11 protein-coding genes are annotated in these 13,265 nt (G+C 63.1%); 5 read left to right on the forward strand and 6 right to left on the reverse strand.

The window, feature by feature from the left end; genetic code table 11:
- The first annotated feature begins 373 nt into the window (after positions 1–373).
- Positions 374–1,369 (forward strand): GGDEF domain-containing protein, encoded by a 996-nt coding sequence (locus tag AC59GX_RS15830; RefSeq protein ID WP_426282426.1) that lies wholly within the window; start codon positions 374–376, stop codon positions 1,367–1,369.
- A gap of 445 nt (positions 1,370–1,814) precedes the next feature.
- A complete protein-coding gene (locus AC59GX_RS15835; protein WP_426282425.1) occupies positions 1,815–2,387 on the forward strand; it encodes a response regulator transcription factor in 573 nt (190 codons plus the stop codon).
- Here AC59GX_RS15835 and AC59GX_RS15840 read toward each other — a convergent pair.
- The 5 genes from AC59GX_RS15840 to AC59GX_RS15860 form a co-directional block, all read right to left on the reverse strand.
- Entirely contained in the window at positions 2,365–3,273 is a 909-nt protein-coding gene (locus tag AC59GX_RS15840; RefSeq protein ID WP_426282424.1) for a hypothetical protein, read from the reverse strand. The two genes, AC59GX_RS15835 and AC59GX_RS15840, sit on opposite strands and share 23 nt — an antisense overlap.
- Positions 3,242–5,587 carry a fimbria/pilus outer membrane usher protein gene (locus AC59GX_RS15845; protein ID WP_426282423.1) on the reverse strand — a complete coding sequence of 782 codons (2,346 nt, stop codon included), beginning with the start codon at positions 5,585–5,587 and terminating at the stop codon, positions 3,242–3,244. The genes AC59GX_RS15840 and AC59GX_RS15845 overlap by 32 nt, the downstream gene beginning before the upstream one ends.
- Positions 5,588–5,858: 271 nt before the next feature.
- Positions 5,859–6,614 carry a fimbria/pilus periplasmic chaperone gene (locus tag AC59GX_RS15850; RefSeq protein WP_426282422.1) on the reverse strand — a complete coding sequence of 252 codons (756 nt, stop codon included), beginning with the start codon at positions 6,612–6,614 and terminating at the stop codon, positions 5,859–5,861.
- Between the two features lie 65 nt (positions 6,615–6,679).
- The gene (locus AC59GX_RS15855; RefSeq protein WP_426282421.1) at positions 6,680–7,144 is read right to left on the reverse strand and encodes a hypothetical protein; all 465 of its coding nucleotides are present in this window, start codon (positions 7,142–7,144) and stop codon (positions 6,680–6,682) included.
- Positions 7,145–7,220: 76 nt separating this feature from the next.
- A complete protein-coding gene (locus AC59GX_RS15860) occupies positions 7,221–7,883 on the reverse strand; it encodes a helix-turn-helix transcriptional regulator (protein ID WP_426282420.1) in 663 nt (220 codons plus the stop codon).
- 293 nt (positions 7,884–8,176) lie between these two features.
- Here AC59GX_RS15860 and AC59GX_RS15865 point away from each other — a divergent pair, with 293 nt between their 5' ends.
- The 3 genes from AC59GX_RS15865 (at position 8,177) to AC59GX_RS15875 (ending at position 12,112) form a co-directional block, all read left to right on the forward strand.
- On the forward strand, positions 8,177–10,705 hold the full coding sequence (locus AC59GX_RS15865) for an HWE histidine kinase domain-containing protein (protein ID WP_497302058.1): 2,529 nt from the start codon (positions 8,177–8,179) through the stop codon (positions 10,703–10,705).
- Between the two features lie 41 nt (positions 10,706–10,746).
- Complete coding sequence (locus AC59GX_RS15870; protein ID WP_426282418.1) at positions 10,747–10,920, forward strand: hypothetical protein; 174 nt, start codon at positions 10,747–10,749, stop codon at positions 10,918–10,920.
- A gap of 64 nt (positions 10,921–10,984) precedes the next feature.
- Complete coding sequence (locus AC59GX_RS15875; RefSeq protein WP_426282417.1) at positions 10,985–12,112, forward strand: PrpF domain-containing protein; 1,128 nt, start codon at positions 10,985–10,987, stop codon at positions 12,110–12,112.
- A gap of 210 nt (positions 12,113–12,322) precedes the next feature.
- Here AC59GX_RS15875 and AC59GX_RS15880 read toward each other — a convergent pair whose 3' ends face one another.
- Positions 12,323–13,252: a LysR family transcriptional regulator gene (locus AC59GX_RS15880; RefSeq protein WP_497302059.1), complete on the reverse strand. Its 930-nt coding sequence runs from the start codon at positions 13,250–13,252 to the stop codon at positions 12,323–12,325.
- Positions 13,253–13,265: the final 13 nt, after the last annotated feature.

The following is a 13,265-nucleotide window of genomic DNA, read 5'->3' on the forward strand; positions in this document are numbered from 1 at the left end:
GGGTGGAGCAGCCCGGTAGCTCGTCAGGCTCATAACCTGAAGGTCACAGGTTCAAATCCTGTCCCCGCAACCAACTCCTACAAAAAACGACATGCCGCCCTCACGAGCGGTGTAGTCGTTCGCGGCAAACGCCAACAATCCGACATCCTCGCCACCAGTTCAGCCTTCGGGCCATACTCCTCGTACGGATAGATCATTAAACTGGTTTGACGGCGAAACGTGCGGTGAGGCTCCGCCTTAAGAAGTCCGATGTAACAGGATTTCTGCGATGCCCATTCGGGAACCGTTGATCGCACTGATGAAGACGAACGCGCCATGCAGTCCTCACCTGTTCAATCCTGGGGGCTGAGGCATTTTTCGTAACACAAGCTTCATGTTTGATCGTTACGGCAACAAAATGAAACTACCTTCGTCGCCTCGAGCGATGCCGCCAGTTCAGCGCTGGCATGATCGTCTGGACGCTCTGATCGCTTGGTCGACCGCGCTTTCGGTCGCTCAGGCACGCACCGTGACTGCTGCAGCCGTCGTAGTCGCAGGACTTGCTGATTTTGCGACCGGAGATGCCTTATGGTTCGGCCCGATCTACCTGCTGATCATCTGCGTGCCCGCGTGGACCCTGGGCTGGCGCGAGGCTGCGCTGACCAGCGCCACGTGTGTGGCGGTATCGCTCGCCGCGAACGGGCTGGAGGCTTATCCCCTTGGTCGCACGGCGATCGCCTGGAACATGGCCATGCGGATTTTGGCGGTGACGATCATCATCGTTTTGATGTCCGGCACGCGCCGCTCGCACGATCGCGAATGGAACCGCGCGCGGAGTGATCCCTTGACCGGGCTCGTCAACGAGCAGGCCTTTTACGACAATGCCACGGCGGCCGCGAAGGGTCAGCTCTGGGGGATACTCGCCTATGTCGACCTCGACGGTTTCAAGCAAATCAACGACCGCCTTGGCCACGCCGCAGGGGACGAAGCGCTACAGGCCTTCGCCAGCGGGGTGCGCGACTTGATCCGATCGGACGACGTGTTCGCCCGCATCGGGGGCGACGAATTTCTGTTGTTTCTGCCGGTCGACAGCGAAGCCGAAGGCTATGAGCTTGCCACCACGCTGCATCTGCGGATGAACTGCTTGCAGACGACGTTCGCGCTGGGCTGTAGCATCGGCGCCCTGGTGTTGGACCTGAGCGAAACCGCGATCCACAAGGACCATGTCGGCCTCGCCGACCGGCTGATGTACGAAGCCAAGAACGAAGGAGGCGCCATCTGGATTCGCACTGCCAGTGTGCCGGAAGATGGCGGCTGGACGGGCCCGGGAGCGCCTCTCGACCACCGAGAGGTCTTCGGCGTCCTCCCTGCTCCCAGCGCCCTGCACTGAGGTGGCGGAAGTGGACGCGTGGATGACCGCAACTGGGCATGACCGGACGCCGTAGGGCACTTACCGATAGGCTACGGATTGCGCTTCCGGCGATGACCCGTTCCGATTTTGCCCGTTGTCACGCGTCCGACCGCGGCAATCATGAATGCTAAAAGCCCGTAATTATTTACAACGCCTTTACCATATGCGCGAATATACGAAACTGACCCGCAATTCGTTATGATCGCTCGCATATGAAGCGCATGATTAGCGGACGTGAATGCCACCTCCAAGAAGTAGCAGCACGCAACCGGGAGAATGCAGGGTGGATTCGAGCAATCGACGCCGCGTACAGTGTATCTATATCGTTGGCGAGAAAACCGGCCAGACGTTCAAGGAGATATCCAGGTTTGTTCTAGGCAATGCGAATTACACTATCACCAGCATTCCCGATTTCGACGAATTTGTGGGCGACATCGAAAATATCGAGCCGGGGTGCGTCGTCGTGAAGGCGAGCGCGGTGCAACTCGCGCAACTCGCCCTTGCGCGGGTAGAGAGTGCTCGATCGCCACCGTTGTCGTTGATCCTGCTGGGGGACACCCTCGACGTGGCGACCGTGATCGAGGCGATGAAGGTGGCATCGATCCAGTTTCTCGCGCGTCCCTTCGATGCATCGCATCTGCTCGCTGCGTTGGCGGAAGGGTTCGATAGCCTGGATCGGGAGTTGCAGACCACGACCGCGGATCGCGCGGGCGTCGATCAGTTGGCGTCGCTGACACCGCGCGAGCGCAACGTGTTCGAAGGGTTGATCGATGGTCTGTCCAACAAGGAGATCGCGAAGCGGTTGGCGATCAGCCACCGGACGGTCGAGGTGTACCGCGCCAATCTGGCAGTGAAGCTGCATTCCAAGAAACCGACCGACTGGGTACGGCTCAAGTTGGGGCTTTCGCCGGGAACGGCAAATCGGCGGCGCGACGACACGTCGGCGGAGGAACCGGCCGTCGACACCCCGGAGATCAGGGCGACACGTCGATCGTGATCGTGTCGCTGTAACGCCCTGACGGCATGCCTGCCACCTCGCCGACGGTGACGCGGAGTTCGAGCGCGACGCCGTCGATCGTCAACGGCGGGGCGATCGTGCGCGACGACGGCCCCGACAGGTCGACGGGTGTTCCGTCGATCGCAAGGCCATAGGGGATACGGGCTTGGCCTGAGTCGCTGCCGACCAGATGACCCGTGTTTGCCGATACGACGAGCAGATGCGCGACGGTGTTTGCCCGAACCTGAAGCATCGCGGTGCGCTGTTCCCCGGTGGTAAGCGTGCCGAGATCGATCGCCTGCGCCGAGGTTCCGCTGGCAAAACCACTGCTCGTACCCGCGAAGTTTGCCTGCGCGCGGGCGATGCTGCGCAAGAGGAGCGTCGACCGCGCGGAGAAACCATCGGCAGCATCGGGCGTCCGGAGCATCGCCTGGACGATCCGGGAATATTCGCCGGCTGCGATCACCGAATCCTGGTCGACCAGCAGCCTCCAGACGATCGTGACGCGGGGCCGCGCCGTCGTCAGGCGGACGGTCGACAGGTCGGGGGAAAGCCCGGCTACCACGCCGTCGCCGGGCTGCACCTCGATCCGATATACGAGCGGCCGCGTCGCGTCGCCGAACCGGATCGTGCGCAACGGTGCCGACGCATCGTCGACCAGTGCGACGGTCGCCTCGCAATCCGTACCCTCGACCAGATCGACGGTCGTTCGCAGTGATCCCTCGCCGGGGGTCATGCCGAACGGGTCGTAGGCGATGGGGCTCGCGACCAGCGTGCCGATCCGGACATCGCACGCGAACGCGGCAACGGGCATCGCCAACCCCAGCACGATCGCGGCACCGGGAAGCCAGCGGCTAAGGGCGGACTGCATGAAGCGTACCGACATCGACTATTCCCTTCGAGAGTTCTGAGACGGCGAACTCGACCGTGGCTACGGTTTCGATCGTCACGCGGTAGCGGCCGGGCGAGAGATGGTCGGCTGCGAACCGGCCTGCGTCGTTGGTGAAGATCGGCCGTTTGCCGAACGACTGGTCGCCGATCTTCTCGATGACGCCGGAGTAGCTCGACACCGGCCCGCTGGCGGTGACGATGAACCCCATCGCGATCCGCGACGCCGCCGATCCGACCGCGACCCGGTAGCCCGACGCGGAGCCCGGAAAGGCGAGCAATTGCCCGTCGCCCAGATCATAGCCGGCGGGCAGCGGGTCGACGTCGTAGATATCGAGGATCGGGCTGAAGACCCGGTTGAGCGGCACCAGTGGCGCGCCAAGCCAATCCTGTCGGCCGACCACGTAACCCGCCTCGTCCTTGATCGTGACGGCCGCGCCGTCGAGCGTGGCGTGTCGATCGAAGATCGCGAAATTGCCGACGCCGGGGCGACCGATCGAGACCTTGCCGTCGGCAAAACCGAGAAAGGTCGAGGCCCGCAGCCGCGTCTCGCGCGCGCCGATGCCGGTCGGCGAGCGGGAATATTGAAGGTCCTGCTCGATCGACGCGATGAACCGGTTGCCGAAATAGCGCGCATCGCCGGATACGCCCGCACGCTCGTCACTGCGACCGAGCTGGATCCGGCCTGACAGGTCGCCGACCTGGTCGATCGGACTCCGGCTGGCCTCGATCACCCCGGTATTCTGGCGGGTGTCGACTCGGGCTGCGATCGTATCGCGTCGCCCGGTGCGCATCGACAGGCCGAGCAGGCCTTGCGGATGCCAGCCGCCCGGCAGGTTACGCTCGACGCCGAGGGTGGCCGTCCAGACGAAGCGCCCGCGCGTGAGATAGCCGTTCAGGTCGAGGCCTTGCCGTCCGGTGTTGCTGCGCGTGCTGCCGTAGCTTGCGATCGCGGCGAGACCGTAGTTGCCGCGTCGCCAGTCGGCCCGGGCATCGACGTGCCAGCGCTCGTCGTTGATCCGTCCGTCGCGATCGAAGGGCGAGGAGAAGTCCTTGCTGTAGCGGCTCGACAGGACCGTGAAATTCCAGGTGTCTCCGTCGAGCGTCAGCGTCTGGAGCCAGTCTATGCTGAACGCGGTCCCCTGCTTTCCGTCGAACCGGCTGGTGCTGGCCTGGGCACGGAACAGCCCGATCGGCGTGCCGACCACGCCTTCCCCGCTGACCTGCCAGTTACCGTCCGCATATTGCCCGCCCGTGCCGAGCGTGAAGCGGTTGGCGAAGCCGTGCCGGATATAGCCGGTCGCGGTCATCGGACCGCCATAGCGTCGCTCGCCATTCTCCTGTTGTCCGAGCGCGGCGCCGAAATCGGTGAGTCCGCCCGCCAGCATCGCGGTCGCGGTGAAGAAGGCTGCCGATGCCACCTCGTGACGGCCAAGATCGTCCTCGACGATCAGCCGGACGTCGTTCGCGCCGAACTGCGACGACAGATCGGTCAGCTGATAGCGGCCCGGATCGAGGCGCAGGCGGCGCGTCTCGACGCCGTTGGTCTCGACGATGATCGTCGATGGCCGGTCGAGCGTCACGCCGCCGCGCCCCGAGGGACGGATATTCTCGAACGGCCGGATCCCCTGATAGTCGCGCGCAACCGCAATGCCGAGGATCGTGTTGCTGCCCTGGAAGCCCGTGATGCGCGGCGTCAGCTCTCCTGCTGCGTAGCGGATAGCCGAGTCGAAATCGTCATAGGTCAGCCGCGTCACTGCTCGATCGAACCCGTAATGCCCGCCGTCATGCTCGGCGAGGACACCGCCCGACCGGAGGGTGACGCCGGGAAACGCGCCGAACGTGACGAACCCGTCCGCCGTCACGCGCAACGGCGACCGTCCGCGGTCGGGCCCGCTGTCGATGAATCCCTGATCGATCGCCAATCCGACACCACCCGCAAGCCGTGCCTGCTGCATGTATCGCGACGGATCGGGACGAACGTCGCCGCGCATGCTGAGCGACTGGAGCGCGAGTGCGCTCGCCGGCACGGTAACGGCGACCTCGAGCGTCGCCGGATCATAGCCGACATGGATCGGCGGGACGTCGAGCGCGTCGAAGCGTGCCCGGAGAGCCGATCCGACTTTCGCCTTCAGCTTGGCGAACAGCGTGGCGTCGATGCTGGGACCAAGCAGCGCCAACAGGCGGATGGCGTCGATATCGCCGTTGCCCGCCGTATCGACGCGAACGCCGATCTCACCAATCAGGCGCCCGTTCACGAGTAACGGCGCGTCGAGGTCGACGAGGCCGCGCGGAACCAACGGCGGTGTCACCAGGGGGGGTGTCGTTGGAGGCGATATTGCCGAGGGCGGCGGTATCGCAGGCTGGACATCCTGGGGGACAGCGGGGGGAACGCGCCCGTTCCCCTGCCGCGCCTCACCGGCGCCAGCGACGGCATCGTCGGCCGCGATCAACGCGGCGACGTCCAGCGTCGCGAACGGGAAAACGGCTGCACCTGCGGCCGAGCCGCAGGACAGTGCACAGAGGCTGACCGCCGATCGCCTTAAGTACCGTTGGGCACGCCAAGGAGACCGTCGTGCGCGGTCATAGCCCGCGGCCACCTCGTTCCTCCGGAAGAGCGCCGATGATAAGCTGGGCGGGTCCCTTGATCGTATCGACGAGGGACATTTCACGCGACGCGCCAGGCATCACGAAGACGGCGTCGCCGTAGCGGATCTGGTCGAGCGCGAGCGGTTCGACCTTGTCACCGCGTTTCAACTGCCAACTATAGAGCGTCAGGTCCGCGACACCGGCGCCGCTGTTGGTCATTCGTCCGTGCAGCGCGCCGTCCTTTCCGAGCACGAGATCGCCGGTCATCGCCAGCGCGGGCTTCAGCGAGTCCGGCTGGACGATCGCGGTGGTGTTGAAATTGAGCGACATCGCCAGGTGGCTCTGCATCGCCGCCGCTGCGTCCTGCTTGACCATCTCGGTGGAATTGGTCTGCTTCACGCGGAGGACGAAGACCTTGCCCCTGTCCATCTCTGGCTTACCGACATAGCGTACCTGCATCAGCTGCGACTTGTCGCCGGCGATGCTGGCTTGCGGCGGGAAGATCAGGAAATCACTGGGTGCCGGGGTGAAGGCCCGCTTGCCGGCTTCGTCGACCGTAACCGAGAACGGCTGGAGCTCGACGTTGAGGACTTCGGCTCGGGTATTGGTCACCGTGATCCGGGCCGTCGATCGCGCGCCGCTGGGCGTCAGCGTGTAGATCATCGGCTGTACGCTGTAGGCGAAGGCGAGCGTCGAGGTTAGGGCCGTAAGGGCGAGGCTGGCGATGACGCGGCGCGATGTTCTCAGCACGATGTTTCCCCCCGGAAAAAAAAGGAGGTGGACGCCACCGGATTGCAGCGTCCACCCCAGTAGTATCAGCCGACCGTCACATCCCAGCTCTCGCTATACGTGCCAGCGAGGAAAGGCAGCGACTGCAGCGTGACCGAGAAATTGCCCGGCAGGCCGTTGGCGACGGTCGCATCCGGTGCGCCGATACCCGACGTAATCGCCGCGCTGGTCATGTTGACGTTGTTGAACGGCAGAAGGTTGCCGTCGAGATCGAGCGTCAGGTTGTAGTGAACCTGCGACGCGGATGGGCCTGCAAAATAGCCGTTCGAAGCATCGACGGTGATCGCCTTGTTGCCGGCCTTGTTGCAGGTGACCAGCACGCCAGCGATGTTCTGCAGCGTCTGGTGCGAAGGATCGAACGAACGTGCGGTCATGTCGACCTTGCAGACCGGTGCGATCGTGCCCGACGTGGTCAACGTAGCAGCGCTGGCAACACCGGCAAATGCGGTGGAAGCAACGATGGCGATGGAGAGAACCTTAAATCCGTTCATGATGAATTCCCGTGCTATTGATCGACTGGATCGCCGATGGTCTTTGTCTACACACTAGCCTTCGTTCACAAATCGTTCAGTTGAATAGGTCTGATTGACTATCGCTATGGTGTAGTTTGCGTTGAACATGCACCGAAAGCGACAAGGCTATTCTTTGTGCCTGGGGTGCCCCGCTGACATTCATCTTTGCATAGATCGACCGCAGATGGGCGCGCACCGTGTTCACGGAGATGTTGAGCGTCCGCGATATCTCCTTCGGGCAGACCGCGTCGGCCACGCCCTGGAACACCGGCAGTTCGGAGGGCGTCAGGCCGAACATCGCGCCGGCTATGCTTGCGTCGATCAGCGCGCGCGAACTGATATCGTCCAGCGTGACCAGCAACACCCAGGTTCCATCGACGATGGTCTTGAGAATTGTCACCGCGACCCAGCGCGATACGCCGAAAGGCAGGATCAACGCCGCCACCGCCTCGTCGCGCGACAGCGCGAGCGCCGCCTGCTGCTGAAACAATCGATTGGATGCAGGTTCGGCAAAGCGCAGGCGGTGGCCGACATGCGGGGCGACCATGCCGACATCGAGCAATCGCTGTCCTGCCTGGTTCGTTCTCTGCAACCGCAGCGCATCGTCGAGCACCAGCCGGGCCTGCGCATCGAGTTCGAACCAGGCCACGCTCCAACGCTGTGCAAGTGCGCTCGGGCTGGGCCGCGATAGCATATCCATTCTGTCGATGACGCTCATAGGACCCCTTGGAATGTGCCGCTGTCAGAGTTGCAGATATTCCGTGCTTCGATCTCGGGATGAATGCGTCTTGTCGATCGCCCACCCTCTCCTACCTCTACATCCAACCAATCTAACCGAAGTTAAAGTACGTACGGCAACTTAGGTAATGCCCCTTACGTACTAGTCCTTAGTCGATCTTGATGTTGGATCGCCGAACGAGGTGTCGGATGATGGCGCAACGGATTCTTGAACATTGCCTGCTCGACCCAGCAATACTTCAAATAAATCCGAGGGATGGGGATAATTGCGAGATGCACGCGGATTGCGAGCGCGAACCGATCACGTTTCCCGAACGCATCCAGAGTTTCGGCTTTCTGCTTGCGGTAACCAACAACTGGGTAATCGAGAGGGCATCGGCGAACCTGTCCCAGTTTCTCGGGATGGAGGCCCAGTCCGCCATCGGGATGCTTCTCGATCGCGTGATCCCGCAGCCGGCGATGCATCACTTGCGATACCGCGTTGCGATGCCCGGCGCCGGCCGGGGGATCGACCGGATTTTCGGCTTGCGCTTGAGGCCGGGGGGAGATCTTTACGATCTGGCCTTTCACCTGAGCGGCAATCTGCTCATCATCGAAGGCGAGCCCTGCGGGAGCGACCAGCCGAGCAGTGCGGCGACCCTGGTGCGTTCGATGATGGGGCAAGTTCAGTCGCAGGCTACGGTCAATTCACTCTACATCGACGCCGCGCGCCAAGTCCGCGCGATCACCGGCTTCGACCGCGCGCTCATCTATAGGATCGACGACGACGGTACCGGGCAGGTGATCGCCGAGTCCGCAAAGGCCGATGTCGATCCGCTGCTGGGGCTGCACTTCCCCGCGACCGACATCCCCAGCCAGGCGCAAAGCCTGTATCTCCGCAACCCTTTCCGGATCATCGCGAACGTCGCCGCGGCACCCGTTGCACTGGTCTCGTCGGGCTCGGGCCGGACTGCGCCGCCGCCGCCCCTCGACCTGACGCTGGCAGTCACCCGCGCGGTATCGCCGGTCCATATCGAGTATCTGCGGAACATGGGCGTCGCGGCGTCCTTGTCGATCTCGATCATTATAGACAACACGCTCTGGGGCTTGTTCGCCTGCCACCATTTCACGCCGCGGCTGCCGAGTTTCGTCATGCGCAGCGCCGCCGAACTCTTCGGCGCGATGTTCTCGCTGACGCTGGAGAACCGGCTGCATGCCAGCGCCGCCGTGGACGATACGCGCAACCGTATCGCCATCGAAGAGATTGCCAGCGCGGCATCGGCAGACCCGACGCGGCTGGCCGATCCGGTGTGGTTGAGCACGACGATCGCGAAGGTCATAGACTGCGACGGCATTGCGCTGACGAACAACGGCGCGCTCACCACTGCCGGGACAGTGCCCGACAAGGCTGCGATCATGACGCTGGTGGAAAGCCTCCACAGGGCGGATATCGACCGCGTCTGCGCGACGGACTGTCTCGTCCATTCTGAGCGATCGGCGGGCGTGCTCGCCATTCCCATCGCCCGGTCGCCTCGCGACTATTTATTGCTGTTCCGGCAGGCGGGCGCCCAAGAGAAGCGCTGGGGTGGCGATCCCGATCCTGTCGTCGTCGTCGTCGACATAGGCGAACCACCCACGGCAGCGAGCTTGCCGCATCCCAGAACCAGTTTCAGTCCGTTCGTACGTGGCAACCTCGGTCAGTCTTCGTCGTTCACCGATAGCGATTGCCGTGCCGCGGAGATGATCCGCACGGCATTCGATCGCATCCTTCTGAAGCTGCTGGTGACCAAGACCAATCACGCCGAGCAAGGATCCGCGCGACAGGACATGGTGATTGCCGAGCTCAACCACCGGGTCCGCAACATCCTGACGCTGATCCGCGGCTTGATCGGCCAGACCGCGATCGACGGTATCGGCACCGAGGATTACGTCGCGGCGCTTGGCGGCCGTGTCCAGGCCTTGGCGCGCGCGCACGATCACGCGACGCGGGGCGATGGCGTCTCCGGCACGCTGATCGCGTTGCTGGACGACGAGATCGCCGCGTTCGTACCGACCCGGCGCGATCGGTTTCAGATGTTCGGGCCCGCCGTTCGGTTCGACGCGCAGGCGCTCGCGACATTGGCACTCGTCATCCACGAGCTCGTCACGAACAGCGTCAAGCACGGCGCGTTCTCGACCAGCGGGACGGTCGAGCTCCACATCACGAACGATACCGACGGCGTGCGCATGGCGTGGCGCGAGCGCCAGGGTCCGACGCCTTCCGAGCCAAGGGAGCGAGGGTTCGGTTCGGTCATCATCGAACGCATGATCCCGTTCGACCTGCAAGGTCTCGCGCGCACCCGCTACCCACCCGCAGGGTTCGAAGCCGACTTTTTCGTGCCCGCGGCGCATGTCGTGGCGGAGCCCGAAATGCTGGTAGCGATTCCTATCGGAACGGCATCGTCCAACGCACCGTCGGAACGTCCCCTGGCCGGACTATCCGTGCTCCTGCTCGAGGATAACATGATCGTCGCGCTCGAGGCGGAGGACCTGCTTCATCAATTGGGTGCCGCGAAGGTGGAGATCGCGGCCGACCTGATCGGCGCCGAGAAAGCGATCGATCGCGGTGGCGTCGACATCGTCATGCTCGATATCGGCATAGGCGACCTCAACAGCGCACCGCTGGCACGCCGCCTCTCCAGCGTGTCGATCGCCTTCTTCTTCGCCAGCGGCTACGACGAACGCCCCGGCCTGGCGTCCGAATTCGCCGACATACCGATCGTCGGAAAGCCGTACAGCCTTACCAATTTGCGGATGGCGGCCACCCAATCCCTGATGAGATAGATCCCATTTCCATTGCCAAGCTCCGACAGGCACTGATCTCGGTGACGCCAGCGTTGCAGGAACGCGAACTCGCCACGATCGCAGCCCTGTCCGATGCTATTGCCGCAGCGCTTGAAGATTGCGCCGTTCCACCGCTACACGCGGCGCTGGCTGAACAGGTCGGCATGACGGCGATCGCTCATGCGCAGATTGAGTGGCTCAACGACAAAGCATAGGGTTTGGCGAGCGGTTCGCGATGGCGCGGCGAGCCCCGCGAGAACTGCTGTAGCGGAGACCCGAATGAGGATGGAAGTACGCGCGACGTTCATGCGTGGCGGCACCAGCAAGGGGCTGTTCTTCGATCCCGCGGATCTGCCCGCCGACCCTCTGACTCGAGACAAGCTGTTGCTTCGCGCTATCGGCAGTCCCGATCCTTATGGTCAGCAGATCGATGGTATGGGCGGCGGAAGCTCGAGTACGAGCAAGGCTGCGCTCGTCAGCAGGAGCGCCCGCCCCGGGTACGACCTGGACTATTACTCGGCTGCGCTACCCATCGATGCCGCTTTCGTGGACTGGAGCGGCAATTGCGGTAACCTCGCAGCGGCGGTGGCCCCGTTCGCGTTCCATCGCGGCATGTTGGAGGTGCCCCGCGACGGCATCGCTCCCATCCGGATCTGGCAGGTCAATACGGCAAGGCTGATCGTGGCACACGTTCCGTTCTGCGGAGGTCAGGTACAGGAGCATGGCGACTTCATTCTAGACGGCGTTGCATTCCCCGCGGCCGAAATTCGACTGGACTTCGAAAGCGGACCAGATGGCCCCGATCTCTTTCCGACTGGGTCTCCGACCAGTGTCATCGAGTGGTCGGGCGGGGTACCCTTCGAAGCAACGTTGATAGATGCCGGAAGCCCGACGATCTTGGTCCACGCGAACGCTCTGGGGCTGACTGGCGTGGAGACCGCAGCGGAGGTGAACGCCAATCCAGAACTGCTTGCTAAAGCCGACCAGATGCGGGCCCATGCCGCGGTTCGCCTGGGCTTTGCCGCGACACCTGAGGAGGTTACCGCGCGGTATCGGCAGAGCCCCAAGCTCGCGTACGTCAATCGCCCTCGGGATTATGTCACGGCCAGCGGAACGCGTGTGGACGACGCCTCGATCGACTTGGTGGCGCGTACATTCTCCATGGGCAAGCTTCACCACGCCATGACGGGGACAGGGACGGTGGCAATCGCAGCCGCGGCGGCGGTTCCAAATACCATTGTGAGCACGATCACCGGCGTTCGCAGCATGGTGCGCATAGGCCACGCCTCCGGATCTGTTCCGGTTGGGGCCGAGTCCGAAAACGAAGACGGCTGGCGGATAAGACGTACCTCGTTCAGCAGATCCGCTCGCATATTGATGGACGGTACAGTGTTCATTCCTGTCTAGGCACCGGGCCTTGAGGGGCAATCGACGAGCCATGAAACCGATATTGCATGAGTGGGCCTCCGAAATTGCCCAACACAACTACGAACGTCTAAAATTGAAGGCAATGGAGGCATTAGAACGGCGACCTATGGGTTCGTTGGACACAAACTGAGTTAAAGAGTCGGCGTTCCGACGCGCGTTTTGAGCTCGATCCTTATAACCAGGTATCCGTCAGCCAAGCGGTTTCAGCTTAGCCGCTATGGTAAGCAATGCGCGCAAACCCGCGGGCACTTGTCGCCGTCCGGAGTAATAGAGGTAGAAGCCTGGCCCCATCGTCGCCCAGTCGGTCAGCACGAGGCGGAGACGGCCATCGGCGACATACTCGGCAAACAGGGCCTCAAGACCAAATGTCAGACCCGCACCATGCAGTGCCATCGCCAATGTTGAGCGACTATCGTCCGCAGTCATGGCACTTTTGATGGGCACGTCGAAGTCGCCGTCCGGCCCCTCGAACTCCCAGCGGTAGATACTGTCGTCGCCGAGCCGAACGCCCAGGCAGCGGTGATGCTTCAGTTCGTTCGGGTGCGTTGGCGTGCCATGCTCCTCCAGATAGCCGGGGGATGCGGCAACCACCCACCTGAGGTCGGCTGAAAGACGCTGGGCGATCATGTCTTCGGGCACGGTGCCGCCATAGCGCACGCCTGCATCGAACCCTTCGCCGACGACATCGACGATACGGTTGCTGGAGACGAGATCTATTTCGATATCGGGGTGACGGCGAGCCAGTTCGGCGAGCACGGGGCCCAGGACCAACGTTACCGCATCGACCACGGCATTGATGCGGATCTTACCGCCAGGATTGGCACGAAGCTGATCCAGGTTTTCTAGCGCGGAGCCGATGTCGGCAAATGACCCGGAGACCGACTGCTCGAGCGTCTTGCCGGCCGACGTCAACGTCACGGACCGGTTGGTCCGGTTGATCAGTCGGACGCCGGCGCGGGCTTCGAAATTCTTCAGTGCATGGCTGACCGCGGAGGCGGACACGCCAAGCTCGAGACCGGCCCGACGGAAATTCCGGTGCCGCGCGATCGCCAGGAAATAGGCGAGGTCGGTGAGGTTGGTGCGGGTGACGAGCATCTTGCGATGTTGAAGCAGATTCATCGTTGCATCAACC

It is taken from the genome of Sphingomonas sp. 320_CC (assembly GCF_059691795.1).